Raw genomic sequence first — 26990 nt, 5'->3', positions numbered from 1 at the left:
CCTGCTACGACGACTACCGGAACCTCAGGGCGGTCGGCCCCTGGACCTTCGAGCCGCGGCGCTGCTTCGCCGGCATGGCGGCGAGCTTCTCGCGCAGCTCGACGGCGTAGGCGGCGAGCGCCTCCACCAGGTCGGGGACCGAGGCGTGCGGCGGCTGGACGTCGACCCGCAGGCCGAACTCCGTCGCCGTCTCCGCCGTCTTGGGCCCGATCACCGCAACAACGGTACGGGCGTGCGGCTTCCCCGCGATGCCGACCAGGTTCCGCACCGTGGAGGACGAGGTGAAGAGCACCGCGTCGAAGCCACCGGACTTGATCGCGTCCCGGATCTCGGCGGGCGGCGGGGCGGCCCGGACCGTCCGGTACGCGGTCACGTCGTCGACCTCCCAGCCGCGCTCGGTGAGCCCGGCGGCGAGGGTCTCGGTGGCGATGTCGGCGCGCGGCAGCAGCACCCGGCCGACCGGGTCGAGGATCTCGTCGTGCGGCGAGAACTCGGCCAGCAGCCCCTCGGAGGACTGCTCCCCCGACGGGATCAGCTCGGGCTGGATGCCGAACGCGCGGACGGCGTCGGCGGTCGCCTCGCCGATGCAGGCGATCTTGACGCCGCCGAAGTGCCGGGCGTCGAGGCCGTGCTCGGCGAACTTCTCCCAGACGGCGCGGACCGCGTTGACCGAGGTGAAGATCACCCAGGCGTACCGGCCGTCGACGAGGCCCTTGACCGCCCGCTCCATCTGGGCCGGGGTCCGCGGCGGCTCGACCGCGATCGTCGGCACCTCGCAGGGAATGGCTCCGTACGCGCGCAGCCGCGCGCTCATCACGCCGGCCTGCTCCTTGGTGCGGGGCACGAGGACCTTCCAGCCGTACAGCGGCCGGTTCTCCCACCAGCTCAGCTTGTCCCGCTGGCCGACGCCCTCGCCGACGGTGAGCACGACCCGGCCGGTGAAGCCGAGCGCCGCCGCGACGAAGGAGTCCACGGTCGACGTGGTGGTGTACTGCGTCTCGCCGGTGCCGTCCCCGGTCACCCCGACGCCGGTGGCGCCGTCCACCCCGGCGGCGAGCAGCCCGTCCCGGATCGCGGCGAGGTCGCCGGCGTCCACGGCCAGGGCCAGCGAGCCCCGGCCGACGGCCGCGGCGAGGGCGTCGAAGTCCAGCGTGCTGACGTCCTCGACGTCGGCCGCCGTGCGTACGCCGGGCAGCGGCACGCCCGCGTAGGTCGCCACGCCCTCCGCCTGGCCGACGCCCGGGACCACCTCGAAGTGCGCGGCGGTACGCGCCACCGCCTGCACCTCCCGGACCACCGACTCGTGGCCGAACGGGTCGCCGGCGACCAGGTGCACCGCGTTCAGCCCGGAGCGGGCCGCCGAGATCAGCACCTTCGCCACGTCGCCCGGCGCGCCCTCGGCCGGGGTGAACTGGGCGTCGGACTTGGCCTGGGCACGGACGGCGTCGAGCAGCGACTCGGGGACTCCCCGGTCGTACACCACCTGGTCGGCGTCGACCAGGGCGTCGTGCGCCCGGCGGGTCAGCAGGCCCGGGTCGCCGGGACCGGCCCCGACGAACGCGATGCGGCCTACGGGCTTACGGGTGCGGGTCATTCTGTGCTCCCAAATTGCTGGGTCCCCGGGCCGGCGTGTCCTTCTTGGCCGAGGATCGAGTCGGCGCCGAGGTCGAGGAGTTCGGCGGCGAGTGCCTTGCCGATCTCCGCCGCGTCGGCGGGCGTTCCGGTGCGGGACAGCCGGAGGTCTCGCGAGCCGTCCGGGCTGATCACCGCCCCGCGCAGGTAGATCTCCTGGACAACATCGCCCTCGGCACCCGAGCCGGTTGGCTCGCCTTCGGCGACGACGGCGTAGGCGGCGACCGGAGCGGAGCATCCGGCCTCCAGGGTGGCCAACAGCGCCCGCTCCGCGACGACCGCAGCGCGGGACGGTGCGTGGTCGAGCACGGCGAGCAGCTCGACCATGTCCGGGTCGTCGATCCGGCACTCCACCGCCAGCGCACCCTGGGCGGGCGCGGGCAGCATCAGCATCGGGTCGAGCGTCTCGGTGATCACCTCGGTCCGCCCCAGCCGGGCCAGCCCGGCCCGGGCCAGGACGACGGCGTCCAGGTCGGCCTCCGGGCCGAGCACCCGGGCGAGGCGGGTGTCGACGTTGCCCCGGATCGAGGCGACCTCCAGCTGCATCCCGAGAGCGTGCAGTTGGGCGATGCGGCGCAGCGCGCCGGTGCCGACGGTCGCGCCGGGCGGCAGCTCGGCGAGCGTCCGACCGCCGCGGGCGACCAGCGCGTCCCGCGGGTCCTGCCGGATCGGCACCGCCGCGATGTGCAGCCCGGCCGCCGTGGCGGTGGGCAGGTCCTTGTAGGAGTGCACCGCGAAGTCGATGGTGCCGGCGGTCAGCGCGTCGCGCAGGGCGGAGACGAAGACGCCGACGCCGAGCCGGTGCACCGGCGCGGAGGACCGGTCGCCGGCGGTGACCACCTCGACCAGCTCGACCGGGCGGCCGGTGGCGGCGGTCAGGGCCTCGGCGACGTGGCCGGACTGGGCCATCGCCAGTTTGCTGCCCCGGGTACCGAGGCGCAGGGGCGTGCTCATCGCTCACCTCCGGTGGGCGGGACGTCGGCCGGGCCGGCCGACGACGGGAAGTCGGCGAGGCCGAACGGCGGTACGACGTCGCTGTCCACGACGTCGGGAACGGTGTCGACCGGCGACGTCTGCGGCACCTGGAGGTCGAACAGCTCGCGCAGCAGGGCCGCGTACTGGTCGCCGCCGGGCTCCGCGGCGAGCTGGCGGACCCGCACGGTGGGCTGGTGCAGCAGACGCTGGACCACCCGGTGCACCGTACGGGCCACCTCGGCGCGCTGGTCGTCGGTGAGGTCCGGGCGGCGCTGGGCGAGCCGGCGCAGCTCGGCGGTGACCACGTCGTCGGCGCGGCCACGCAGGGCGGCCACGGTCGGCGCCACGTCGGCCCCGCGCAGCCAGGTGAGGAAGGCGTCGACCTCGCCGGCCACGATCCGCTCGACGGCGGCGGCGTCGGCGGCGGCGGGACCGTCGGCGAGCAGCGCCGCCATCCGGTCGATGTCGATCACCTCGACGCCGGGCAGCTCGGCGACGCCGGCCGCCACGTCGCGCGGCACCGCCAGGTCGAGCAGGACCAGCGGCCCCCGCCCGGTGTCGCGCCCGGCGAGCGCCCGGGTGACCACCTCGCGGGTGAGGACCGCTTCCGTGGCCGCGGTGGCGGCCACTACGATGTCCACTGTGGAGAGCGCGGTGGTGAGTTCCGTCATCGGCGTCGCGCTGGCCCCGTACGCCTCGGCCAGCCGGACGGCCCGGTCGGCGCCGCGGTTGGTCACGGCGAGCGGCCCGGCACCCAGCCGGGACAGCGTGGCCACGCCCAGCGAGCCCATGGCGCCCGCCCCGACCACCAGCGCCGGGCGGCCGGCCAGGTCGCTGCCGAGGTGCTCGGCGGCCAGTTCCAGCGCGGCGGTGACCACGCTCTGACCAGCCCGGTCGATGCCGGTCTCCGCGTGGGCGCGCTTGCCGACCCGCAGCGCCTGCTGCATCAGCTCGTGCAGCAGCCGCCCGGCGGTGTCGGCCCCGGTCGCCGAGTGGTACGCGTCGCGCAGCTGGCCGAGGATCTGCGCCTCGCCCACGACCATCGAGTCCAGCCCGGCGGCGACCCGGAAGACGTGGTCCACCGCGGCGGCGTCGAAGTGCACGTAGAGGTGGTTGGCGAGCCCGGCCGGCTGGCATCCGGCCTGCTCGGCCAGCACGGCGCAGATGTCGCCGAGGCCGCCGTGGAATCCAGACACGGCGGCGTAGACCTCCACCCGGTTGCAGGTGGAGACGAGCACGGCCTCGGTCACGTACGGCTGCGCGACCAGGCGGTCCAGGGTGCGGGTGAGATCGGCGGGGGCGACCGCGAGCTGCTCCAGCGTGGCGACGGGAGCGGTGCGGTAGGACGCACCGACGACGAGCAGTTTCACGTGCCGATCGCCTCCTGCGGGTCAGTGGCCGCGAGCCCGCCGGGCAGGGCGGTGAGGGCGGACCCGCCGGTGGCGGGAAGCGCGGTCAGCGATGCCTTGCGGTGCTCGTGGAAGGACAGGATCTGCAGCTCTATGGCCAAATCGACCTTGCGCACGTCGACCCCCTCCGGAACCGAGAGTACGCATGGAGCGAAGTTCAGGATGCTCGTCACGCCGACGGCCACGAGCTGGTCGGCGACCGCCTGGGCGGCCGGCGCCGGGGTGGCGATCACGCCGATGGCGATGGACTCCTCGACGGCGACCCGGGGCAGCTCGTCGATGTGCCGGACGACCAGCCCGTTGATCTCCTCGCCGACGCGTCCGGGGTCGGCGTCGAAGAGCGCGGCGATCCGGAAGCCGCGGCTGGCGAAGCCGTCGTAGCCGGCCAGGGCGTGACCGAGATTACCCACGCCGACCAGGGCGACCGCGCGGCGCTGGGTGAGCCCGAGCACGAACTCGATCTGGTCGACCAGCAGCGCCACGTCGTAGCCGACGCCACGGGTGCCGTACGAGCCGAGGTGCGAGAGGTCCTTGCGGAGCTTCGCCGAGTTAACCCCCGCGGCGCTGGCCAGCCCCTCGCTGGACACGGTCTCGTGACCACTTTCGGCCAGGTTGTGCAGGGCACGGAGGTATTCGGGGAGCCGCGCGACGGTCGCCTCGGGCAGGTCCGGGAGCGCCGGTACGGCACCGGCGCGGCCGGGCGCGCCAGGGTGACGGTGCTGACTCATGAGACTCCGTGCGGTGCGATCCTCGGCCAGCTCCAGCGGCCGGCCGTTTCGGGACTCCCGCTGGCGACCGAGATTGCCGGCTGTGCTAGCAGGGCGCGTCGGAACTACAGAGTAGGCGCTTGTGAAGGCGTGCACAAATCGCGATCTTGACAGCTCGCGACGCGGCTCCACCTGGCCCTCCATCCCGCAAGATCGATACAGCGGCCTCCGCCGGCGCCGCTCGGCGATTATTGCTCAATTACGACTTCTCTGACCAATCGCGCGAGCGCGGCTCGCCGCCGATCACGTCACGCCGGGGCCGGCGGGGCCCGACCGCCGGCCCCCCGGGGCCCACCGCCGGTCGGACCCGGGGCGCCCATCGCGGACGGCGGGCGCCGCCCGGACCGTCGCGGTAGGGACAGCCCTACGCCGGAGAGGCCGGCCGGCGGGATGGGTCGGGCACCCCCGCGCTGCCTAGCCTCGTGGTATGACCGCCGTACCCGTCGCCGCCGGCCCGCCCGTGCCGGCGCCGACCATCTCCCGTCAGCTCCTCCTGGACTCCGGCTACGTGCTGCTCGGCCTCCCCCTGGCCCTGGCCAGCTTCGTGGTCCTGCTGGTCGGCCTCGCGGCCGGCCTCGGGCTGGTGGTGACGGTGATCGGCCTGCCCGTCCTCAGCGGCACCCTGTACGCCGCCCGGGGGCTGGCCGACATCGAGCGGCTCCGCCTCCCCGCCGTGCTGCACCAGTCCCGGATCCGCCCGCAGTACCGGCTCCCCGAGCCCGGGGCCAGCGCCTGGCGGCGGATCTTCGTGCCCATGGGGGACGCGCAGTCCTGGCTCGACCTAGCGCACGGCATCCTCAAGCTGGTCGTGGCCGTCGCCACCTTCGTGGTCACGCTGGTCTGGTGGGCCGGCGCCGTCGCCGGATCGCTCTACTGGGCGTACGACTGGACGCTGCCGCACGGCGACCCGGAGGACGTCGGCCTCCCCCAACTCCTCGGCCTGGGCGACTCGACCGTCGCCCGGATCGGGCTGCACACCGCGATCGGGCTGTTCTTCCTGATCACCCTGCCGATCGTGGCCCGCGGCTGCGCGCTGCTCCAGGCGAGCTTCGGCCGGGCCATGCTCACCGGCGTGGCGGAGATGCGCAACCGGATCACCGTGCTGGAGGAGCAGAAGCGGGCCGCCGTCTCCGCCGAGGCGAGCGCGCTGCGCCGGCTGGAGCGGGACATCCACGACGGCCCGCAGCAGCGCCTGGTCCGGCTCGCCATGGACCTCAGCCGGGCCCGCCAGCAGCTCGCCTCCGACCCCGACGCCGCGGCGCGGACCCTGGACGAGGCGGTCACCCAGACCCGGGAGACGCTCGCCGAGCTGCGCGCCCTGTCCCGGGGCATCGCGCCGCCGATCCTGGTCGACCGGGGCCTGCCCAGCGCCCTGGCGGCGCTGGCCGGGCGCGGCCTGATCCCGATCGAGCTGCGGGTGGACCCGGAGCTGGGCAGCCCCGCCGGCCGGCTCGACCCGGCGGTGGAGAGCACGGCGTACTTCGTCGTGGCCGAGGCGCTGACCAACGTCGCCAAGCACAGCCGGGCGACCGAGTGCCACGTCACCGTGGGCCGGCGCGACGGCCGGCTGGAGGTGGGCGTCGGCGACGACGGCCAGGGCGGCGCCCACCTGGCCAAGGGGCACGGGCTGGTCGGCATCGCCGACCGGGTGCGCGCCGCCGGTGGCCGGCTGGACGTGGTCAGCCCCGCCGGCGGGCCCACCGAAATCCGCGCGGAACTCCCGCTGTGACCCCGACGTGGTAGACAACTCAACCATGCGGATCGTGATCGCGGATGACGCCGTGCTGCTCCGGGAAGGGCTGGTCCGGCTGGTCAGCGAGCGGGGGCACGAGGTGGTGGCCGCCGTCGCCGACGGCGAGGCGCTGGTGGCGGCGGTCGTCACGCACCGGCCGGACGTGTCGATCGTCGACGTCCGGATGCCGCCCTCGCACACCGACGAGGGGCTGCGCGCGGCGGTGGAGGCCCGGCGGCTGGTGCCCCGCACCCCGATCCTGGTCCTCTCCCAGTACGTCGAGGTGTCGTACGCCGACGACCTGCTCGCCACGACCGGCGGCGGCGGGGGCGGGATCGGCTACCTGCTCAAGGACCGGGTGGCCGCGATCGACGAGTTCCTCGACGCCCTGGACCGGGTGGCCGCCGGCGGGACGGTGCTCGACCCCGAGGTGGTCGGCCAGCTCTTCGCCCGGCGCCGCCGCGACGACCCGCTGCGCGAGCTCACCCCGCGCGAACGCGAGGTGCTCGCCCTGATGGCCGAGGGCCGCTCGAACACGGCGATCGCGCGCACCCTGGTGGTCACCGACGGCGCCGTCGAGAAGCACGTCCGGAACATCTTCACGAAGCTCCAGCTCCCGCCCGACACGGAGCAGCACCGCCGGGTCCTGGCCGTCCTCGCCTACCTGCGCAACTGACCCCGCCGGTCAGGGCAGGGCGGCCGCCAGGGCCACGGCCTCGGTGAGGGTGTCGGCGACCGGGTGGCCGGAGGCGCGCAGGCGGGCCGGGTCGGTGAACCCGCCGGTGTAGAGCACGGCGCGACCGCCCACCGACAGGGCGGCGTCGGCGTCGTCGACGGAGTCCCCGATCAGCACCACGTCCCGGCCGGCCACGCCCAGCTCGGCCAGGTGGTTGCGGAGCGACTCGGCCTTGCGGTCGCCGCCGACGGTGGCCCGCAGCCCGTCCACCCGGACGAAGTGCCCGCTGAGCCCGTACGTCCGCACCGCCGGCACCAGTTCCTCGTGGAACCACATCGAGAGCAGGGACTGGTTGCCCCGCCACGCCGCCATCGCGACCGTGGCGTCGTGCGCCAGCTCACAGGTGGTCAGCCCGGTCCGGTACGCGTCGTGGAAGATCCGGTCCAGCCGGCCGAACTCGTCGTCGTCGACCGCCTGGCCGAGCACGTCGGCGTAGTAGTCGGCGATCGGCCGGCGGAACCTGACCCGGTGCTCGTCGGCGGTGACCGCGGGCCCGCCGACGCTGGCGAAGGCGACGTTGGTGGAGGCGACCACCAGGTGGAGGTCGTTGAGCAGGGTGCCGTTCCAGTCCCAGACCAGGTGGCGGTGCGCAGGGGTCATCGCAGCACCATAAACCGGCGACACCGACCCGCCCTGACCGGCCCGGCGGTCCCGGCGGCGCTACAACTGCGGGGTCGTCAGGTCCCGCAGCAGCCGCTCCTCCTCCACCCGCCAGTAGCCGTGCTCCTTGCCGTCGAGCAGCACCACCGGCAGGCGGTCGCCGTACTCGCGTTCCAGCTCGATGTCGTCGGTGACGTCCTTCTCGGTCCACCGGTCCCCGGTGACCGCCACCACCCGGTCCAGCGCCGCCTTCGCGTCCTCGCAGAGGTGGCAGCCGGGCCGGGTGATCAGGGTGAGTCGGGGCTCACGCATCGGTCTCCTCCGTGGTGCTGGTGCCGGCCGGGGCCGGCGGACGGTTCTCCGGCGACGCCGCCGGCGACGGCGCCGGTGCCGCCGGGGACGACGCCGGCCGGAGCAGGGTCTTGCGTACCTTGCCGATCACCGAGTGCGGCAGCTCGTCGACGAACTCGACGGCGGTCGGGCACTTGAACCGGGCCAGGTTGCGGGCGCAGTGGGCGAGCAGCTCCTCGCCCGTGACCGGGCCCCCCGGCGCCGGCACCACGTACGCCCGGACAGTCTCGCCGGTCCGCGGGTGCGGCACACCCAGTACCGCCGACTCGGCCACGCCGGGATGGGCGGAGAGCACCAGCTCGACCTCGCGCGGGTACACGTTGAACCCGTTGACCAGGATCAGCTCGCCGAGCCGGTCGACCAGGAAGAGGTCGCCGTCGGAGTCGGCGTACCCGACGTCGCCGGTGGCCCACCAGCCGTCGGCGTCCGGCCCGCCCCGGCCGTCCGGCCAGTACCCGGAGAAGAGGTTCGCCCCGCGCACCACGATCTGGCCCGGGTCCGTGCCCGGCGCGGCGTCGGAGAGGTCCAGCTCGTCGGCGTCCTCGTCCGGCTCGGCCGCGCCGTCGCGCCACAGGTCGGCCCCGTCCGTCCCGACCAGGCGCAACTCGACGCCGGGCAGCGGGCGGCCGATCGAGCCGGCCTTCGGCTCGCCGCCGACGAGGGTGGAGGTGAGCACCGGCGCGGTCTCGGTCAGGCCGTACCCGACGTGCACCGGACGGCCGGCGACCTCGGCGAAGCGGGCCGCGACGGCCGGCTCCAGCGGCGCCGCGCCGCAGACCACGAGCCGCGCCGACGCCATGGCCGCGGCGACCGCACCGGCGTCCGCCGTGGACCAGGCGGCCACCATCGACGGTACGCCGACCAGCACGCCGACCCGGTGGCGGGCGATCTCGGCCAGCCCGGCGTCGGGGCCGAGGTCGTCGACCAGCACCCCGGTCGCGCCATGGTGGACGACCGCGCCCAGCCCCGAGTTCAGCCCGTACGCGTGGAACAGCGGCAGCGCGAGCAGCACGGTGTCGCCCGGGCCGACGACCGGCGGGTCGATGCGGTCCACCTGCTCGTGGTTGGCCGCCAGCGCCCGGTGCGTGAGCATCGCGCCCTTCGGCCGCCCCTCCGTGCCGGAGGTGTAGAGCAGCACCGCCAGGTCGTCGCCGCCCCGGTGGGGGAACGGACCCCCGCCGTCCGTCATCGGCGGGGCGCCGTGCACGGCGGTGAGCGCGGGCAGCTCCCCGGCGACGTCGGCGACGAGGTCGCGCACCCGCTCCGTGCCGATCAGGACCGAGGCGCCGGAATCGGCCAGCACGTGCCGCAGCTCGGGGGCGGTGAGGCCGGGATTGACCGGCACCGCCACCAGCCCGGCGCGCAGCGCGCCCAGGTAGCCGACCACGAAGTCCGGCGAGTTGCCGAGCGCGATGGCGACCCGGGGCGGGTGCCGGTCGACGGCGGCGGACGGGCCCGCTGCCGCCCCGGCGGGCGGGGTCCCGGTCGGCGCCGTCCCGGCGGGCGGGGCCTCGGTCGGCGCCGTCCCGGCGGGCGGGGCCTCGGTCGGCGCCGTCCCGGCGGGCGGATCCCCGGTCAGGTCCGCCAGGGCCCGGGCGGCGGCGGTCACCGAGGCGTCCAGTTCGGACCAGGTCAGGGTCCGCTCGCGCCAGTGCAGCGCGGGTCGGTCGCCGTGGGCGGCGGCCGCCCGGCGGACCCGGTCGGCGAGGTTCGACGCGATGCTGTCGGATGCGTCCTGCACGGTGGCTGAGTCTGGCACAGCGCCGGGGTCTCGGGCCATGCCCGCGACGGCCCGGGCCGCGCCCGAGGGACCGTCGGACGCGCCGCCGCCGCGGCGAGTCCCGCCGACAGGACGCCCCGGGGCGCGCGGACGAGACGGATCCGGTCCCGTGTACGGGACACGCCGGCGTGCCGTGCACCCGGGACGCTCCTGAGTCGACCTTCGCGTCGCCCGCCCGCCCCGCGCCGGCCGGCGTGCCCGCTGAGCTGGAAATCCCTTCGGGATCACGCGGCAATCCGAATGTCAACCGCACGCGACGGACAACCGGTCCGCCATTTGTGCGACGCGGCGGGAAATACTTCCGCCCTGTGTAACGGACTTGCCACGCGCGGGTGACGTTGGCCCTATCATCACTCGGGTCGGCTCACCCCATTTGCCGTGAGTCGACACCCCTCAGCCCGAGGAGGCCCCCGTGCCTGTGAGCGCATTGGACCAGCACCTCAAGGGGATCTGCCGCCCGTCGGCACGCCCCGAGCCAGCCCTGCCCGACCGCCCGGGTGGCGGCGCGACGGCGACGCGCCGACCAGCGCGGTCCGCAGCCGGCGGGACGGAGGCGGCGCGGTGACGACCTTCGGTTACGCGGAACGGCCGCTCGGCCTGACCAACCCGGCGACCCGCGCCCCGCTCAACGAGCGACCCGCCACCCGGGGCCCGCTGGACGACACGGGCAGCCTCGCGCTCCGCGGCGAGGGCACGTCGAGCCGGATCCGCCACCGGCCGCACCACAACGAACCGCCACCGCGTCCCGCGACACCGGGGGGCAACGCCAAGCCGGCCGGCGGCCGGCTGGTCGCGCCGGCCCGGCCCACCATGCCGGCGCAGGGCCGCCGCACGACGGAACCGTCGACGGCGTCCGAGCAGTCGGCCGCGGAGACGGCCGTGATCCCGGCGGTGCCGGCGACCGCCGCCCCCGCCGCCTCGACGGGCTTCCCCAGCCGACCGGACCCGTCCGACCCGGCGACCGAGGTCTGGGCCCTGGTCGAACGCGCCCAGGCGGGCGAGTCCGAGGCGTTCGGGCTGATCTACGACCGGTACGTCGACACGGTGTTCCGGTTCGTCTACTTCCGGGTCGGCAACCGCCAGCTCGCGGAGGACCTCACCTCCGACACCTTCCTGCGCGCCCTCAAACGGATCGGCAGCTTCACCTGGCAGGGCCGGGACCTCGGCGCGTGGCTGGTCACCATCGCCCGCAACCTGGTGGCCGACCACTTCAAGTCCGGCCGCTACCGGCTGGAGGTGACCACCGGCGACGTGCTGGACGCCGATCGCGAGGACCGGGGCCCGGAGGGCAGCCCGGAGGCGGCGGTCGTCGAGCACATCACCAACGTGGCCCTGCTCAGCGCCGTCAAGCAGCTCAACCCCGAGCAGCAGGAGTGCATCGTGCTCCGCTTCCTGCAGGGGTTCTCCGTGGCCGAGACGGCCCGCGCGATGGGCAAGAACGAGGGCGCGATCAAGGCGTTGCAGTACCGCGCGGTACGGGCGCTGGCGCGGCTGCTGCCGGACGGCTTCCAGCCGTAGTCCCGGCGACGGGACCGACGGGCGTCGATCCTCGTTCGCCCAGCTCACCACCCTCCCCGCGCCGTGACGGCAATCACTTTCCGTGATTTCGCACCCGGCGGGCCCGTAACCCATGCCCGGTGCGGACCGTTTCTCCGGGTGCGACCGGTGGTAGCCCCGGCATCCCCCCGGGTTCCGAGGTCCGGCAGCGTGGCCGGCCACGACGTTCGTCCGTGGTGTCACGCCGTCACCGGTCGCTGGCGACGACAGCGGCCGACCGGCCGTGACCAGCGAGAGGAGGTGCCTGCGGTGGACAGCGACCTCTTCTCCCGTCGGCGCGCGGAGCGCTTCGCGCAGCTTCTCGACGAGGCCAACGGCGGCCGGCGGCACCACGTCCGTTCCCGCGCCGACGACCAGCTCGCCGCGCTCGTCGCCGTCGGGCAGCGGCTCGGCGCCGCCCCGCCGGCCGTCGAGGTGGACCCGGAGTTCCGCACCGGGCTGCGCGCCATGCTGCTGGCCACGGCCGAACGCGAGGGCATCGGCGCCCCGGCGACCGCCGCCGCGCCGGAGCCGGGTGCCGCCGACACCGGTCGCAGCCGCCTGCTGCCCGCCGTCACCGCCCGCCGGGCCCGTGCCCGCGGTGCCATCCTGGTCGGCGTCGCGGCCGGCGCGGTCGCCCTCTCCGGCATCTCCGCCGCGAGCGAGAACGCGGTCCCCGGTGACGCGCTGTACGGCATGAAGCGCTCGACGGAACGGGCCCAGCTCGCGCTGGCCAGCTCGGACATCAGCCGAGGTCAGCTCTTCCTGGACTTCGCCCGCACCCGGCTGGCCGAGGCCGCCGCGCTGCACGGGGACCGGGACGGCTACAGCGCCGTGCTGGACGACATGGACGCGGGCACCCGCCAGGGCGTACGCCTGCTGACCACCGCCGCGGTGCAGCGCTCCGACCTGGCGGCGCTGGACGCGGTCAACTCCTTCCTCACCGGGCAGCGGCGGGCGGTCGGGGATCTCCTCGACGCCGGCACCCGGGCCGACCGGGACCGGACCCGCCGCTCGCTGGCCCTGCTGGACGCGGTCCGCAAGCGCTCCGACGCGCTCCGCGCGGCGATCTCCTGCGGCCTGCCCGCCCCCGTCGGCAGCGACTCCCTCGGCCCGGCCCCCGCCACCTGCCCCGGCGGTCGCTGACCTGCCCGGCGCGCCGTCCACGCCACAGTTCACCCGCCGGGCGGCCGTCGGCAACCGTCGCCCGGCTACCCTCGACCAGTGGCAGGCGCACGCCGCGCCCGGTCAGCAGAGGGAGGTCGCGTGGCCCGCAGCCGCAAGGTGACGGTCAGCACCGACGTCCACGGTCACACCGCCGGCTGGGCGGAGACCGACCTGGCACCCCTGTCTCCGCCGCAGCCGGATCCGACCGCGGCGGCCTTCTTCGACGTCGACAACACGATGATGCAGGGCGCGTCGATCTACTGGTTCGCCCGTGGCCTCGCCGCGCGCAAGTACTTCACCACGACCGACCTGGCCCGGTTCGCATGGCAGCAGCTTCGCTTCCGGCTGCTCGCCACCGAGCACGCCGGGGACATGTCGCAGGCCAAGGAGGCCGCCCTCGCGTTCGTCGAGGGCTGGCGGGTGGACGACGTGGAGCGCCTCGCCGAGGAGATCTTCGACGAGCTGATGGCCCCCCGGATCTGGGGCGGCACCCGCCAGCTGGCCCAGCGGCACCTGGACGCCGGCGAACGGGTCTGGCTGGTCAGCGCCGCGCCCGTGGAGATCGGCCGGGTGATCGCCGCCCGGCTGGGCCTGACCGGCGCGATCGGCACGGTCGCCGAGGTGGTCGACGGGGCGTACACGGGCCGGCTGGTCGGCGACCTGATGCACGGCCCGGCGAAGGCCGAGGCGGTCACCCAGCTCGCCGCGGTGGAGGGGCTGGACCTGGCCCGCTGCACCGCCTACAGCGACTCCTGCAACGACCTGCCGATGCTCTCCACCGTGGGTCGGGGGGTGGCGGTGAACCCCGACGCCGCCCTGCTCAGGGAGGCCCGGCAGCGCGGCTGGCAGGTACGCGACTTCCGCACCGGCCGGCGCGCCGTGAAGATCGTGGTGCCGTCCACCGCCGCCGCCGGGTTGCTGGCCGGGGCGGTCACCGCCGGTATGGCCCTGCACCGGCGCCGCCGCAACGGCTGACGTCGCCGGCCGCCCGCGTCACGGGCCGAACGGGTCCGGCCGGCGTTCGAGCAGCTTGTGCAGGGTCTGCTGGATCGTCTCCCGCACCTGGTCGGCCAGGTTGAACACCACGAGCGGGTCGTCGGCGGAGTCCGTCAGGTGCGCGGTGGGGATCGGCGGGCAGAACTCGATCAGCCACTTGCTCGGCAGCGGCACCATGCCCAGCGGCCCCAGCCACGGGAAGGTCGGGGTGACCGGGAAGTAGGGCAGCTTGAGCAGCCGCGCCAGGGGCTTGATGTCGGCGAGCATCGGATAGATCTCCTCGCCGCCGACGATGGCGACCGGCACGATCGGGGTGCCGGTGCGCAGCGCCGCCGAGACGAACCCGCCCCGGCCGAAGCGTTGCAGCTTGTAGCGCTCGGCGTAGAGCTTGCCGATGCCCTTGAAGCCCTCCGGGAAGACGCCGACCAGCTCGCCGTTGCCGAGCAGCCGCTCCGCGTCCGGGTTGCAGGCGACCGTCCCGCCCGTCTTGCGGGCGAGCTCGGAGACGACCGGCATCCGGAAGACCAGGTCCGCGCCGAGCAGCCGCAGGTAGCGGTGGGCCGGGTGCTGGTCGTGCAGGGCGGCCGAAAGGATCAGCGCATCCAGCGCCACGGTGCCGGAGTGGTTGCCGACGACCAGGCCGGCGCCCTCGGCGGGCACGTGCTCCAGGCCGGTGACCTCGGTGCGGAACCAGTCCCGGTAGAGCACCCGCAGCAGCGGGTGGAAGACCGCCTCGGTGATCTCCGGATCGAAGCCGAACTCGTCGACCTCGTAGTCGCCGGAGAGTCGGCGGCGCAGGAACGCAAGCCCCTTGGCGACCCGACGGTCCCAGTGGTCGCCCGGTCGGTCCGGCACCGCCGGCCCGGTCGTCGCCGGCACGTCCCCGGCCCCGCCCGGCCGGTCGGCCTCCGTCGCGGCCGGCTCGCCGGGCTCGTCCGTGGCGCCCGACGCGGCAGGCCCGCCAGGCTCGTCCCTGCTGCCAGCGGTGGCCGCTACCGGCTCGTCGGTGGTGGCGGTGTCCGGCTCGTCGGCCGTGGCGGCCCGGCGGTGCCCGTTCGCCCGCGCCGGCTCCGCGCCCGGCTCGGCGACGGTCAGCGGTACGTCGTAGCGGCCGTCGCGCCGCTCCTCCGGCTCGCTCACGAGCGCTCCCGCACGGCGGCCCGGACCTGCCGGATCCCCTCCAGCACGAGGTGCTCCGCGACCGCCAACTGGTCCCGGGTCACCACGACGCCACCGTGGTGGGCGCGGATGAAGTCGTCGAACGCGGCGGCGGTGGTGCGGGGCGTGAAGCCGTACTCCCGCTCCAGGCGGGTGGTGTCGACGACCCGGCCGTGCACGAAGAGGTCGACCTGGTCCAGGCCGTAGCGGCCGAAGCCGAGGTTGCGGGCGAACGCGACGGCCCCGGAGAGGCCGGGCTCCAGCACCGGCACGGCGACCCGGCCCGCCCGGCGGATCGCCTGGGAGAGGGAGAGCACCCCGGGACCGGCCACGTTGTACGTCCCCGGATGGTCCTCGACGATCGACCGGTGCAGCACCTCCAACGCGTCGTCGAAGTGCAGGAACTGCAGCCGGGGGTCGCGGCCGAAAACGGTGGGCACGACCGGCTGGGAGAAGTAGCGGGTGAGGGTGGTGTCGGCGGTCGAGCCGATGAACGGCGCGAAGCGCAGCACCGTGGCGGTGACGTCGGGCCGGCGGCGGCGGAAGCCGCGGACGTACCCCTCGATGTCGAGGATGTCGCGGCCGAAGCCGCCGCGCGGCACCTCGCGCGGCTCGGTCTCCTCGGTGAAGACGGCCGGATCGCGGAACGACGCCCCGTACGCGGCCGTCGAGGAGCGGACCACGAGCTTGCGCAGCCGGGGCGCCCGCTGGCAGGCGGCGAGGAGCTGCATCGTGCCGATGACGTTCTGCTCCTTCATCGCCGCGCGACCGCCGTGCTGCTGGTCCGGGGCGGTGACGAGGGCGAGGTGGACCACGGCGTCGACGTCGAGGTCGGCGAGGAGACCGCCGAGCGAGCCAGCGTCGACGCGGACGCGCTCGACACGGTCGAGCAGGTCGGTGAACTCGGCGGCCGGCTCCGACGGATCCACGCCGATGACCCGCTCGATGCGCGGGTCGGCGGCGAGCCGGGCGGCGACGTGCGCGCCGAGGTACCGGCTGACCCCGGTCACGACGACGACCCCCGGGGCACCTGGGGTGCCACCGGGGGTCATGTCGCGCACCTCCCCCGGCAGGCGGGATCGAGCCGGGACATCCACGGCCTGATCACCTGAGCCTCCGAGGGTCGACAGTTGGCAAGTGACGACGGGTGCCGGGCAGCGGCCCGGCCCCGGTCACTTGCCGAGACGGCGACGCTGGACGCGGGTCTTGCGCAGCAGCTTGCGGTGCTTCTTCTTAGCCATGCGCTTGCGGCGCTTCTTGACCACCGAGCCCATACGACAGCCTTTCGATGCAACATGCGGGGCGACCGGATGACACCACCATCGGGTGCCGTCGACGACCGCGTGCGGACAGCGGACCGGGCCAGCGGGACATGCGGCGGGGCGCATCTGCGGTCACGGTCGGGGTCCAGGGTAGCGGGAGAGCGTCAGCAGGACCAACGCGCCCCCGTCGATGCCCGTTACGTCGCACTCGACGGGTGGCCCGCGGGCGGCTCAGGCGGTCTCCTGAAAGGCACCCCGCAGGTATTCGTGCACCGCGTGTTCGGGAACCCGGAACGACCGGCCGACCCGGACCGCGGTGAGCTCACCGCTGTGCACCAGGCGGTAGACCGTCATCTTCGACACCCGCATGACCGTCGCCACCTCGGCGACGGTCAGGAACTTGACCTCCGACAGCCGACCGTCGGACTGCGACCCGGCCATGGCTCACCGACCCATCCCATGCCCGGCGCGTGCCACCGGACGGGATCCTCCCCGCCCGGACCGGCGACGCGCGTGTTACCAGTACGGTAGCGGGGCGGCTGTGACCGGCGCGATCCCTTCGTACAACTGATCATGGTTCGGGGGGCCGGTCCACCCGACCGGCTACGTCGTTGTCGAACCTGTTGCGCCCGGCGTCCGGTCGGCCCTCGTTCCGCCCGCGGCGCGACCACCGGGAGCCGAGCGCCACCCGCCACGCCTCGCCGCGCTCACGAGCCGCCCCCGTCGCGCGGAAGGCGCCCGGTGGTTCCGGCGGCGCCACCGGAACCACCGGGCGGGTGCCCCGGGCCGCTTCCGGACGCGGACCGGGGCTCCGCGCTGGGAGCGGCACCAGTGTGTCAGGTCGGCCGGCACCGCCCGACAGCGGTCGATCATGAACGCCCCCGACCGCCCCTGGGCTGCGCCACCCAGGCGACGCCCACACGACGTGTCGCTCAGGCGGCCACGGCCCGGACGTACGCGACGCACTCGTCGTGCAGGGCGCTCCACGGCTCGCCGAAGGTCGCCTCGGCCGCGTCGGCCACCGGGCGGCGCTCGTGCACCACCGCCGCGAAGAAGGCCAGCAGCCGCTCCGGGCCGAACCGGTCGACCAGGTGCCGGACGGCCAGGTAGGAGATGCCGTAGCTGCCGCTGACCCGCTCGGCCGGCGCGTCGTCGGCCGGGTTGAGGCCGTCGAGCCGGCCGTCCCAGCCACCGGTCAGCCGCCGCACCTCGGCCAGTCCCTCGTACCGCTCGACCGGCTGGCCGTCGGCGCCGGCGTGCTCGGCCAGCCCCTCGACCAGCCACCAGATGCCCTTGCCCGGGTAGCCCCGCTCGGGCAGCGAGGCGGCGTGGGTCAACTCGTGCCGGAGGAGGTCGTCCACCCCGCTGGACACCAGCCCGTCGGCGTTGAGCACCACCTCGTGGTGGCCGCCGCCGACGGTGACCGCGTACCCGCCGGTCCACTTCGGCCGGCCCCCGCCGTACCAGCGCTGCCACTCCGCGCGGCCCGCGTAGAAGACCCGGTACCGGTCGGGCGGCCGGCCGGCGACGACGTACGTGTCGGCGACCGTGGCGGCCGCCTCGGCCTGGGCGAGCAGGCCGGGCAGTTGCCGGCGCAGGGCGGGGGTGGTGGCCACCAGGGTGCGCGGGCCGACGGCGACGGCCAGCTCGCTGACCTCCCAGGGCCGGGTGCCGGTCTCCGCCGATCGGGACGGCTCCACGGCGAGCAGCCGGGGCCGGTCCCCCGCCCGCCAGCGGGTGCCGGTCAGCACCCGGCTGGTGCGGCAGTCCGGCACGACGAAGCAGTACCGGAACTCGACCGGCAACCGCCACTCGCCGGGCCGGCCCTCGACCGGGGTGGGCAGGCCGGTCGCCTCGGCCTGCCAGGCGGTCACCCGCAGCGCCCGCAGCGCGGCGTACCGGCGGCGCAGGTCCGGGTGCGCGACGGGTTCCGCGACGGCCAGGAACGCGGCCCGGTCCCCGGCGAGCAGCGCGGCCGACTGCCGCGCCAGCTCCGCCGTCATCCGCTCGCCGAGCTGGCGGGCGGCCCGCTCGGCGGGGTCGTCGGCCCGGGTGCCGGAGGCCCCCGGCATCGGCCTGGCGTCGTCGCGCACGAGGCCGGCCAGCAACGCCGTGGGCAGGCCGCAGGTGACCATCACCACGACCGCCGCGAGCGCCGCCCAGAGCGGCCACAGCCGCCGCGACGCCCGCTCCGCCGGCACCGCGACGGGACCGGGCTCGGCCGACGCCGTGGGCACGGGCGACGTGGCCGGCCCGGCGGGCGCGACAGGGGTGCCCGGCGTGGGCGGCTCGGTGGGCGTGGACGATGCCGCGGGCGGTGTCGTCGCGGTGGCCTGCGCGTCGTCCGTCGCCGGCCGACCGTCGGCCTCGGGCTGCCCGTCAGTCACCCGGCGAAGGGTACGACCATCCGGTCGCCCCGGCGACCACCGACCCGGCCCGACGCCGCACCCGGGCGGGTCGCGCCGGCACCGGTGGCGGCGGGCCCGCCGGGGCGGCTCAGGCAGGGCGGCCCGACCGCCGGAGCAGGGCGACGGTGAGCGCCCAGACGACGACCAGCGCGACGCCGACCAGCGGCCGTCCGAGCAGGGCGTACGTCGGCGCTCCTCGGTCTCCGCCGGCCCGTACTGGGACCGCTGGGGGGTGACGGTGGTCGATCCGGACGGCTACCGCCTGGTGCGCAGCACCCGGGGCTGGTCGAACGGCTGAGTCACTTCCTGCTGAGCACGGCCCGGCCGAAGAAGACCAGGTTGGACGGGCGCTCGGCGAGGCGGCGCATCAGGTAGCCGTACCACTGGTCGCCGTAGGGCACGTAGGTGCGCACGGTGTAGCCCTCGCCGACCAGCCGGGCCTGCTCCTCCGGCCGGATGCCGTACAGCATCTGGAACTCGAACCGCTCGGGGCCGCGGTCGAACCAGCGGGCCCGGTCCTCGCCGATGGCGATCAGGCGCGGGTCGTGGGTGGCCAGCATCGGGTAACCGTCGCCGGACATCAGGATGTTCATGCAGCGCACGTACGACTTGTCCACCTCGCGGGCGGACTGGTAGGCCACCGACTCCGGCTCCTTGTACGCGCCCTTGCACAGCCGCACCCGGGACCCGGCCGTGGCCAGCTCGCGGCAGTCCGACTCGGTCCGCCGCAGGTACGCCTGGAGCACCGCCCCGGTGGCCGGGAAGTCCTTGCGCAGCTTGGCCAGGATGTCCAGGGTCGAGTCGGTGGTGGTGTGGTCCTCCATGTCCACGGTGACCGTGGCGCCCACCTCGTCGGCCGCCAGGCAGATCGCCCGCGCGTTGTCGTACGCCAGCTGCTCGTCGAACGCCTGCCCCAGCGCGGAGAGCTTGATGCTCACCTCGGCGGCCGGGGTCAGCCCCGCGCCCGAGAGCCGCGCCAACAGCCGCAGGTATTCGTCCCGGGTGGCGTTGGCCTGCTCGGGGGTGACGGTGTCCTCGCCGAGGTGGTCGAGGGAGACCGCGAGACCGTCGTCGACGAGTTCGCGGGTCGCGCGCAACGCGTCGTCGGTCTTGGCGCCGGCCACGAACCGGCGGACGAGGTCCCGGGTGACCGGGGCCGCCGCGACGAGCCGCTCGACCTGGGATGACCGGGAGGCGGCGAGGATGACGGAACGGAGCATGGACCGAGCGTAACGCCCGGCGACGCCTGCGCGCCGGGCGGCGGCGACAGTGCCCCCGCCCAGGTCCCAACCGCATCACAGGCGCCACCCGCGGGCGGACGGCGCTGGTGTCCATCGGTTACAACCATGACGTGGAACATCGCCCCCGCCGCCGGCTCCGGTCGGCCTCCGTGCAGCTCGGCGCGCTCACCGCCCTGGCGCTCGCCCTCTCCGCCTGCAACACGACCTCCGACGACGACGATGACGACGACTGCGCCCTCGGGCCTGTCGGCGGCGGCGGCACCGTGGCCGTCGCGCTGCGGGTGCCCGAGGTCACCGCCGGCGGCACCGCGCCGGAGCCGGTCACCGCGGCCGTCCCCGACCGGGGCGGCTTCGGCACCCACCTCGCCGCCTGCGGCGGCTGACGTGCGCCGGGAGTCCGCCACCCCCCGCCCCGGCTGGGACGCGACCATCCGCTCGCAGGGCCTGGTGTACGTCGACACCGAGCTGCCCGACGGCGGGATCATGTCGTACTGGGACGAGACCGCCGCGTACGCCTTCGAGCTGGACGAGGTGCTGCGGCTGGAGGAGGCGACGGAGGAGCTGCACCGGATGTCGGTGGCCGCCGCCGAGCACGTCGTCGCGCGCCGCCGCCACGCCGAGTTCGGCATCCCGGACTGGGCGGCCGAGGCCGTGGCCCGGTCGCTGCGCGAGTCGCCGCCGACCCTCTACGGGCGCTTCGACCTCTGGTACGACGGGAGCTGGCCCCCCAAGCTGCTGGAGTACAACGCCGACACCCCCACCGCCCTGGTCGAGGCGAGCATCGTCCAGTGGTACTGGCTGGAGCACACCCGGCCGGAGCTGGACCAGTGGAACAGCCTGCACGAGCGCCTCGTCGGCGCCTGGGCGAAGATCGGCGCCGGCCTGCACGACCGGCGGGTGCACGTGGTCTGGTCGAACGAGGAGGAGTCCGGCGAGGACCAGATGACCGCCGGCTACCTCGCCGAGACCGCCCGGCAGGCCGGGCTGGACGTCGTGTTCCAGCCCGTCCAGGAGATCGGCTGGGACGGGCGGCGCTTCGTCGACGCGGCGGACCAGCCGGTCACCACCTGCTTCAAGCTCTATCCCTGGGAGTGGATGCTCGCCGAGCCGTACGGGCCGCTGGCGCTGCGGCCGGGCACCCCGACCACCTGGATCGAGCCGGCGTGGAAGCTGCTGCTGTCGAACAAGGCGCTGCTCGCCGTGCTCTGGGAGCTGTACCCCGGCCACGAGCTGCTGCTGCCGGCGTACCTCGACTCGCCGCGCGGCATGTCCGAGTACGTCGCCAAGCCGCTGCTCGGCCGGGAGGGCGGCTCGGTGCGGATCGTCACCGACGCCGGGGAGATCACCAATCCGGGGATCTACGGCGACGAGGGCTTCTGCTACCAGGAGTTCCGCGCGCTGCCGGAGTTCGAGGGCAACCGGATGGTGCTGGGCAGCTGGGTGGTTGACGGCGAGTCGGCCGGTGCGGGGGTGCGGGAGAGCGCGAGCCTCATCACCGACGGCTACGCGCGGTTCCTGCCGCACTACATCGACGCACCACGCGGCTCCTGAGTCGTCTACCGTTGTGGGCGTGAACTTCGACGCGTACGCCCGGACCGGCGTTGACCTCGTCAACGCCCGCCTGGACGACCTCGACGACCTGCGGGCCCTCTTCCCCGACGACAACGCGTGGATGCGTGACGAGGTGGCGGAGCGGGACCTCGCGACCTTCCGTCGGGCGCAGAAGCGCCTGCGCGACGTCTTCGAGTACGGCACCTCCGGGCGGGACGCCCACGCGGTGGCCGAGCTCAACGCCCTGCTGGAGGCGTTCCCGGTGCAGCCCCGCATCTCCGGGCACGACTCCAGCGACTGGCACATGCACGTGACCAGCCGGGGCGCCTCGGTGAGCGCCGAATACCTGGCCGGCGCGGTCTGGGGCCTCTCGGTCTGGCTCTGCGAGTACGGCAGCGCCCGGTTCGGGGTCTGCGCCGACGAACGCTGCGGCAACGTCTACCTGGACACCTCGTCCAACTGCTGCCGGCGGTTCTGCTCGGAGCGCTGCGCCACCCGCTCGCACGTGGCCGCGCACCGGGCCCGCAAGCGCGCCGCGGTGGGCGAGCAGGCCGGCGCCGCCAGCAAGGAATCCCTCACCACGGTCGCCTGACGCCCGGCCCGGGTCGGCCACCGGCCCGGGCCGGAGCTGTCGACCGGCACCCTGGACCGGCTCGCGGCGCGGCCCGCCGCGCCCGGTCTCCCGCCGCGGCCCCGCCCGACCCGCGTGGTGCGGTGCCGCGTCGAGGGTAGGCGCGTCAGGCGTCGACGGGGGACGGGGTGCCGAGGTGCTGGCGGGCGAACTCCAGCGCCTCGCGCAGGTCGGCCTCCCGCACCGCGCGGCTCTTCGCGCCCCGGGTGGTGACCTCCACGGCGACCGAGCCGGTGAACCCTCGCCCGGCGAGCGAGGAGAGCAGCTCGGCGCAGGGCTGGGTGCCGCGCCCGGGCACGAGGTGCTCGTCGCGCCCCTCGCCGGTGCCGTCGCCGAGGTGGACGTGCGCCAGGCCGGCGCCCATCCGGTCGGCCATCGCCATCGAGTCGGTGTGCGAGGCGGCGCAGTGCGACAGGTCGAGCGTGTAGGAGGGGTAGCCGGTCTCGGTCGGGTCCCAGCCCGGGACGTACGGGACGAACTGCCGGCCGGCCATCCGGACCGGGTACATGTTCTCCACCGGGAAGTGCAGGCCTGGGAACTCGCCGGCGATCCTGGCCAGCCCGTCGGCGAAGTTGCGCGCGTAGTCGCGCTGCCAGGTGAACGGCGGGTGGACCACCACGGTGGGCGCGCCGAGCGTCGCCGCCATCTCCGCGGACCGGCGCAGCCGCTCCCACGGGTCCGGGCTCCACACCCGCTGGGTGACCAGCAGGCAGGGCGCGTGGACGGAGAGCACCGGGACGCCGTAGTGCTCGGCGAGCCCGCGCAGCGCGCCGACGTCCTGACTGACGGCGTCCGTCCAGACCATCACCTCGACGCCGTCGTAGCCGAGCGCCGCGGCCAGCTGGAACGCCGCCGCGGTCCGCTCAGGGAAGACCGAGGAACTGGACAGGAGCACGGGGACGCGGGAAGTCACACCATCGAGGGTAGCGGGGGTCGATTGACACCTCATGACGAGAACCCGCAAAGCGCCCGTATCACCCGGAACCGAGCTGGTCGAGCCGGCGCAGGATCACCCCCTCGCGCAGCGCCCACGGGCAGATGTCCAGCGCCTCCACGTCCAGCCGGCGCATCGCCGCCTCGGCGACCACCGCCCCGGCGAGCAACTGGTGGGCCCGGCCCGCGCTGACCCCCTCCAGCTCGACGAGCTGGGCCGGCGGGATGTGCCGGATGAACCCGAGCACCTGCCGCAGCCCGCGGCGGGTGAGCCGGCGGGGGGCCCACAGGCCCGCGCCGGAGGGGGCCGCACCGGCCAGCCGGGCCAGGGTCCGGAACGTCTTCGAGGTGGCCACCGGCCGCTCCCAGCCCACCGCGGTCATCCGCGCGACGACGGGCTCCAGCAGGCCGTCGGCGTACGCCCGCAGCTCGTCGACCGCCTCGGCCGGCGGCGGCGCCGCGCTGTCCGGTTCCACCCGGAGCCGGTCCCGGGTCAGCCGGCCGGCGCCGAGCGGCAGCGACACCGCCTCGTCCGGGTCCTCGTCGATGCCGGCCGCGATCTCCAGTGAGCCGCCGCCGATGTCCAGCACCAGCAGCCGCCCCGCCGACCAGCCGAACCAGCGCCGCACCGCGAGGAAGGTCAGCCGCGCCTCGTCCGCGCCCGGGAGCACCTCCAGGCGTACGCCGGCCTCCTCGCGGACCCGGGCGAGCACCTCGGGGGCGTTGGTGGCGTCCCGCACGGCGGAGGTGGCGAACGCGATCAGGTCGTCGGCGTCCAGCCCGTCGGCGGCCGCCCTGGCCACGCTGACCGCCTTGACCAGGCCGTCCGCGCCCGCCTCGGTGAGCGCGCCGTCCGGGCCGATCTGCTCGGCGAGCCGCAGCACCACCTTCTCCGAGTGCGCCGGCCACGGGTGCGCGCCGTGGTGGGCGTCGACCACCAGCAGGTGCACCGTGTTGGAACCGACGTCGAGGACACCCAGTCGCATGTCCAAGACACTAGGGGCAACGCGATCGCGCGGCTCGGCGGACCGGGCCGGGCTCCGGGCGTACGCTGGGCCGGGTGACAGGGCAGATCGAACTCCGAGTGCTGGTGGACGACCCGGACGACCCGCGCAGCCGCGAGGTCCCGCTGGACTTCCCGCGGGAGTGGATCGAGTTCGCCGACCCGGCGGACGAGAACCATCTGGTCCGGGCCGACCTGACCTGGCTGCTCTCCCGCTGGACGTGCGTCTTCGGCCGGGGCTGCCACGGCATCGTCGCCGGCCGGGCCGCCGACGGCTGCTGCTCGCACGGCGCGTTCTTCACCGACTCGGACGACGAGCAGCGGGTCCGGGCCGCGGTGAAGCGGCTGAGCCCGGCGACGTGGCAGCACCACCGTCGCGGGTTCAAGAACTGGACCGAGAACGACACCATCGACGGCAAGAACCCGGCCCGCCGCACCGCCACCCAGGCGGAGGACGGCCCGTGCGTCTTCCTCAACGACGCCGGTTTCCCAGGCGGCGCCGGCTGCGCGCTGCACGCCCAGGCGCTGCGCGACGGGGTGCACCCGCTGGAATACAAGCCGGACGTCTGCTGGCAGTTGCCGATCCGCCGCGACCAGGAGTGGGTCAAGCGGCCGGACAACACCAAGGTGCTGGTCTCCACGCTGGCCGAGTTCGACCGGCGGGGGTGGGGCGCCGGCGGGCACGACCTGGACTGGTGGTGCACCTCCTCCACCGACGCGCACGTCGGCGCCGAGCCGATGTACGTCTCCTACGGCCCGGAGCTGACCGCGCTCATCGGCGCGCCCGCGTACGCGAAGCTGGCCGAGCTGTGCGGCGCGCGCAGCCGGCAGGGCATGGTCGCCCCGCACCCGGCCGACGGCGCCTGACCGACGCCGCACCACGTACGAAAGGGGCCCGCGCCGGCGCGGGCCCCTTTCGCGCGTACGCCGATCAGGGCTCGAACTTGTAGCCCAGGCCCCGCACGGTGACGATGAAGCGCGGCGCGGACGGCTCCGGCTCGATCTTGGAGCGCAGCCGCTTGACGTGCACGTCGAGGGTCTTGGTGTCACCGACGTAGTCGGCACCCCAGACCCGGTCGATGAGCTGCCCCCGGGTCAGCACCCGGCCGGCGTTGCGCAGCAGCAGCTCCAGCAGCTCGAACTCCTTGAGCGGAAGCTGCACCGGGGCGCCGTCGACGGTCACCACGTGCCGCTCGATGTCCATCCGGACGGGGCCGGCGGCCAGCGTCGGCGCGCCCGACTCGGCGACCTCGGAGCTCTGCCGGCGCAGCACCGCCCGGATCCGGGCGACCAGCTCCCGCGGCGAGTACGGCTTCGTCACGTAGTCGTCGGCGCCGATCTCCAGGCCGACCACCTTGTCGATCTCGCTGTCCCGCGCGGTGACCATGATGATCGGCACGTGCGAGCGCTGTCGGAGCTGCCGGCACACCTCGGTGCCGGACATCTCGGGCAGCATCAGGTCGAGCAGCACGATGTCGGCGCCGGTCCGGTCGAACTCGGTGAGGGCGGAGGGGCCCGTCGCGGCGACGGACACCTCGAAGCCCTCCTTGCGGAGCATGTACGACAGGGCGTCGGAGAACGACTCCTCGTCCTCGACCACCAGAACGCGGCTCAACGGGGATTTCCTTTCCATTGCTGTCAGACCTGCCGGAGCTCGGCCGGGCCGGCCTCGATCCCAGCAGACGGCAGTGTCGCCAGGATCTCGTCGGGGGGACGGGCGGGCAGCCGCAGGGTGAACGTCGACCCACCACCAAGAGTGCTCGACACCTCGACCCGCCCGCCATGGTTGCCGGCGATGTGTTTGACGATGGCGAGCCCTAGCCCGGTGCCGCCGGTCGACCGGGACCGCGCCTGGTCGGCCCGGTAGAAGCGCTCGAAGATGCGGTCGACGTCGGTCGGGCCGATACCGATGCCCTGGTCGGCGACGGCGATCTCCACGTGTTCGTCGTCGGCGCGGGCGGTGATCCGGACGGTCGTGTCCTCGCCCGAGTAGTTGATGGCGTTCTCGACCAGGTTCGACACCGCCGTGGCGAGCTGGGTGTCGCTGCCGTGGACCGTGAGCCCCCGTTCCCCCTCGACGACCACGTCGATGCGGCGGGCGGCGGCGGAGGTGCGGGTCCGGTCGATCACCTCGGCGACCACCCAGTCGACGGCGACCGGCTCCGGGGGCGGCTGCGCCTCGGCGCCCTGGAGCCGGGTCAGCTCCAGCAACTCCTGCACCAGGCGCCCCAGCCGGGTCGACTCGTGCTGGATCCGCTCGGCGAAGCGTCGGGCGGCGACCAGGTCCTCGGAGAGGTCGGGCGCGCCCGCGCCGGCCGGCTCGGTGGCGTCGAGCAGCGCCTCGGCGAGGAGTTGCAGGGCGCCGATGGGGGTCTTCAGCTCGTGGCTGACGTTGGCCACGAAGTCCCGGCGCACCCGGGCCAGCCGGTGCGACTCGGTGACGTCCGCCGCCTCCACCGCGATGTAGCCCGCGCCGAGTCCCATCGCCCGCAGGTGCACCCCGAGCGGGTTCACCCCGGTGTTGTCGCGGCCCCGCGGCAGGTCCAGCTCGATCTCGCGCCGCACGCCGGTGCGCCGGACCTGCCCGGCGAGCGTACGGATCAGGGGGTGGGCGGCGATCGAGCCGGGGGTCGGGCCGGTGCGGAGCAGCCCCATCGCGCGGGCGGCGGGGTTGACCAGGACGGGCAGGTCGTCGGGGTCGAGCACCACCACGCCGGCGCGGAGCGAGTCGATGGTCCGGCGGCCGAGCCCGGACTGCGGATCCTCGGCTATCGGGAGCCTCCCACGCGTGAGGGGGAAGCCCGGCCGGCTCCCCGTCGAGGTGGAGCGCCCGCCCAGCCCGGGTACGAACCGGGGCAGCAGCACCCCGGCGACCAGTCCGGCCACCAGCCCCACGGCCAACGCGACCGTCACCGCCCACTCCACCCGGCGATCGTAGGGCGATTGTTAACCTGGCAACCACTACAAATAGGGCGAATCACGCTCGCTTCCGGGAAAGTTCACTCCCGCGTCCGGCGTCGTTCACCGTGGTTCATCTGTGGTCCGTCCGTCCGACCTACCGTGGGCGGCGCACCTGCTCCCTCGCCGCCCTCCGGCGGCGACCACCGACCACAGGACGTGAC

26 protein-coding genes are annotated in these 26990 nt (G+C 74.8%); 9 read left to right on the top strand and 17 right to left on the bottom strand.

Annotated elements, in window-relative coordinates; translation table 11 throughout:
• Positions 1–13 precede the first annotated feature (13 nt).
• The 4 genes from ACGFZ2_RS24980 to ACGFZ2_RS24965 are packed head-to-tail and all read right to left on the bottom strand — an operon-like array spanning position 14 to position 4744.
• Positions 14–1594, bottom strand: a complete 1581-nt coding sequence (locus ACGFZ2_RS24980; RefSeq protein ID WP_357457454.1) for a uroporphyrinogen-III synthase — start codon at positions 1592–1594, stop codon at positions 14–16.
• Positions 1591–2586 carry a hydroxymethylbilane synthase gene (gene hemC / locus ACGFZ2_RS24975; RefSeq protein WP_393457388.1) on the bottom strand — a complete coding sequence of 332 codons (996 nt, stop codon included), beginning with the start codon at positions 2584–2586 and terminating at the stop codon, positions 1591–1593. The genes ACGFZ2_RS24980 and hemC overlap by 4 nt, the downstream gene beginning before the upstream one ends.
• Entirely contained in the window at positions 2583–3977 is a 1395-nt protein-coding gene (locus tag ACGFZ2_RS24970) for a glutamyl-tRNA reductase (protein WP_393457385.1), read from the bottom strand. Before ACGFZ2_RS24970 ends, hemC begins: the two co-directional genes overlap by 4 nt.
• On the bottom strand, positions 3974–4744 hold the full coding sequence (locus ACGFZ2_RS24965; RefSeq protein ID WP_393264812.1) for a redox-sensing transcriptional repressor Rex: 771 nt from the start codon (positions 4742–4744) through the stop codon (positions 3974–3976). The genes ACGFZ2_RS24970 and ACGFZ2_RS24965 overlap by 4 nt, the downstream gene beginning before the upstream one ends.
• Before the next feature lie 466 nt (positions 4745–5210).
• Here ACGFZ2_RS24965 and ACGFZ2_RS24960 point away from each other — a divergent pair, with 466 nt between their 5' ends.
• Together ACGFZ2_RS24960 and ACGFZ2_RS24955 are read left to right on the top strand one after the other, a co-directional pair.
• On the top strand, positions 5211–6512 hold the full coding sequence (locus ACGFZ2_RS24960; RefSeq protein ID WP_393457382.1) for a sensor histidine kinase: 1302 nt from the start codon (positions 5211–5213) through the stop codon (positions 6510–6512).
• Between the two features lie 25 nt (positions 6513–6537).
• Positions 6538–7191, top strand: a complete 654-nt coding sequence (locus ACGFZ2_RS24955; protein ID WP_350707040.1) for a response regulator transcription factor — start codon at positions 6538–6540, stop codon at positions 7189–7191.
• A gap of 9 nt (positions 7192–7200) precedes the next feature.
• Here the strand turns inward: ACGFZ2_RS24955 and ACGFZ2_RS24950 are convergent, their stop codons facing one another.
• From ACGFZ2_RS24950 to ACGFZ2_RS24940, 3 genes are read right to left on the bottom strand one after another with little or no spacing between them, the layout of a single operon-like run.
• Entirely contained in the window at positions 7201–7851 is a 651-nt protein-coding gene (locus ACGFZ2_RS24950; RefSeq protein ID WP_393457379.1) for an HAD family hydrolase, read from the bottom strand.
• A gap of 60 nt (positions 7852–7911) precedes the next feature.
• Complete coding sequence (locus ACGFZ2_RS24945; RefSeq protein WP_350707036.1) at positions 7912–8163, bottom strand: glutaredoxin family protein; 252 nt, start codon at positions 8161–8163, stop codon at positions 7912–7914.
• Entirely contained in the window at positions 8156–9982 is a 1827-nt protein-coding gene (locus tag ACGFZ2_RS24940; RefSeq protein WP_393457376.1) for an AMP-binding protein, read from the bottom strand. The genes ACGFZ2_RS24945 and ACGFZ2_RS24940 overlap by 8 nt, the downstream gene beginning before the upstream one ends.
• Positions 9983–10543: 561 nt before the next feature.
• Here ACGFZ2_RS24940 and ACGFZ2_RS24935 point away from each other — a divergent pair.
• From ACGFZ2_RS24935 to ACGFZ2_RS24925, 3 genes are all read left to right on the top strand, one after another.
• Positions 10544–11500 carry an ECF subfamily RNA polymerase sigma factor, BldN family gene (locus ACGFZ2_RS24935; protein WP_393457373.1) on the top strand — a complete coding sequence of 319 codons (957 nt, stop codon included), beginning with the start codon at positions 10544–10546 and terminating at the stop codon, positions 11498–11500.
• Positions 11501–11788: 288 nt separating this feature from the next.
• Complete coding sequence (locus tag ACGFZ2_RS24930) at positions 11789–12664, top strand: DUF5667 domain-containing protein (RefSeq protein WP_393264800.1); 876 nt, start codon at positions 11789–11791, stop codon at positions 12662–12664.
• Positions 12665–12784: 120 nt separating this feature from the next.
• Positions 12785–13660, top strand: coding sequence for an HAD family hydrolase (locus ACGFZ2_RS24925; protein ID WP_393457370.1), 876 nt, complete (start codon positions 12785–12787; stop codon positions 13658–13660).
• An 18-nt stretch (positions 13661–13678) separates the two neighbouring features.
• Here the strand turns inward: ACGFZ2_RS24925 and ACGFZ2_RS24920 are convergent, their stop codons facing one another.
• The 6 genes from ACGFZ2_RS24920 to ACGFZ2_RS24895 form a co-directional block, all read right to left on the bottom strand.
• Positions 13679–14560 (bottom strand): lysophospholipid acyltransferase family protein, encoded by an 882-nt coding sequence (locus tag ACGFZ2_RS24920; protein WP_393265031.1) that lies wholly within the window; start codon positions 14558–14560, stop codon positions 13679–13681.
• Between the two features lie 257 nt (positions 14561–14817).
• On the bottom strand, positions 14818–15891 hold the full coding sequence (locus ACGFZ2_RS24915; RefSeq protein WP_393264794.1) for an NAD-dependent epimerase/dehydratase family protein: 1074 nt from the start codon (positions 15889–15891) through the stop codon (positions 14818–14820).
• A 120-nt stretch (positions 15892–16011) separates the two neighbouring features.
• Positions 16012–16113, bottom strand: a complete 102-nt coding sequence (locus ACGFZ2_RS24910; protein WP_007465623.1) for a 30S ribosomal protein bS22 — start codon at positions 16111–16113, stop codon at positions 16012–16014.
• Positions 16114–16332: 219 nt separating this feature from the next.
• On the bottom strand, positions 16333–16542 hold the full coding sequence (locus tag ACGFZ2_RS24905) for a helix-turn-helix domain-containing protein (RefSeq protein ID WP_007465625.1): 210 nt from the start codon (positions 16540–16542) through the stop codon (positions 16333–16335).
• A 491-nt stretch (positions 16543–17033) separates the two neighbouring features.
• Positions 17034–18488 (bottom strand): hypothetical protein, encoded by a 1455-nt coding sequence (locus tag ACGFZ2_RS24900; protein WP_393457367.1) that lies wholly within the window; start codon positions 18486–18488, stop codon positions 17034–17036.
• A gap of 320 nt (positions 18489–18808) precedes the next feature.
• Positions 18809–19729: a proline dehydrogenase family protein gene (locus tag ACGFZ2_RS24895; RefSeq protein ID WP_393457364.1), complete on the bottom strand. Its 921-nt coding sequence runs from the start codon at positions 19727–19729 to the stop codon at positions 18809–18811.
• 131 nt (positions 19730–19860) lie between these two features.
• On the opposite strand from ACGFZ2_RS24895, the gene ACGFZ2_RS24890 reads away from it, so the two are divergent.
• The 3 genes from ACGFZ2_RS24890 to ACGFZ2_RS24880 are packed head-to-tail and all read left to right on the top strand — an operon-like array spanning position 19861 to position 21893.
• Positions 19861–20133 (top strand): hypothetical protein, encoded by a 273-nt coding sequence (locus ACGFZ2_RS24890; protein ID WP_350707019.1) that lies wholly within the window; start codon positions 19861–19863, stop codon positions 20131–20133.
• 1 nt (position 20134) lies between these two features.
• Positions 20135–21301, top strand: coding sequence for a glutathionylspermidine synthase family protein (locus tag ACGFZ2_RS24885; protein ID WP_393457361.1), 1167 nt, complete (start codon positions 20135–20137; stop codon positions 21299–21301).
• Between the two features lie 19 nt (positions 21302–21320).
• Positions 21321–21893, top strand: a complete 573-nt coding sequence (locus ACGFZ2_RS24880) for a CGNR zinc finger domain-containing protein (RefSeq protein ID WP_393264782.1) — start codon at positions 21321–21323, stop codon at positions 21891–21893.
• 145 nt (positions 21894–22038) lie between these two features.
• On the opposite strand, the gene ACGFZ2_RS24875 is transcribed toward ACGFZ2_RS24880, so the two are convergent.
• Both ACGFZ2_RS24875 and ACGFZ2_RS24870 read right to left on the bottom strand, forming a co-directional pair.
• The gene (locus ACGFZ2_RS24875; protein ID WP_393457358.1) at positions 22039–22845 is read right to left on the bottom strand and encodes a sugar phosphate isomerase/epimerase family protein; all 807 of its coding nucleotides are present in this window, start codon (positions 22843–22845) and stop codon (positions 22039–22041) included.
• 61 nt (positions 22846–22906) lie between these two features.
• Positions 22907–23851, bottom strand: coding sequence for a Ppx/GppA phosphatase family protein (locus tag ACGFZ2_RS24870; RefSeq protein WP_393457355.1), 945 nt, complete (start codon positions 23849–23851; stop codon positions 22907–22909).
• Between the two features lie 74 nt (positions 23852–23925).
• Here ACGFZ2_RS24870 and ACGFZ2_RS24865 point away from each other — a divergent pair, with 74 nt between their 5' ends.
• A complete protein-coding gene (locus ACGFZ2_RS24865) occupies positions 23926–24735 on the top strand; it encodes a hypothetical protein (protein WP_393264776.1) in 810 nt (269 codons plus the stop codon).
• A gap of 64 nt (positions 24736–24799) precedes the next feature.
• Here the strand turns inward: ACGFZ2_RS24865 and ACGFZ2_RS24860 are convergent, their stop codons facing one another.
• On the bottom strand, positions 24800–25483 hold the full coding sequence (locus tag ACGFZ2_RS24860; RefSeq protein WP_350707007.1) for a response regulator transcription factor: 684 nt from the start codon (positions 25481–25483) through the stop codon (positions 24800–24802).
• Between the two features lie 23 nt (positions 25484–25506).
• Positions 25507–26793 carry a sensor histidine kinase gene (locus ACGFZ2_RS24855; protein WP_393457352.1) on the bottom strand — a complete coding sequence of 429 codons (1287 nt, stop codon included), beginning with the start codon at positions 26791–26793 and terminating at the stop codon, positions 25507–25509.
• Positions 26794–26990 lie beyond the last annotated feature (197 nt).

The sequence above is a fragment of the Micromonospora sp. NPDC048063 genome (genome assembly GCF_043202855.1).
Classification (GTDB): Bacteria; Actinomycetota; Actinomycetes; order Mycobacteriales; family Micromonosporaceae; genus Micromonospora.
The sequence above is the reverse complement of the archived record's forward strand: the minus strand, read 5'-3'. Positions and strand labels throughout refer to the sequence as shown.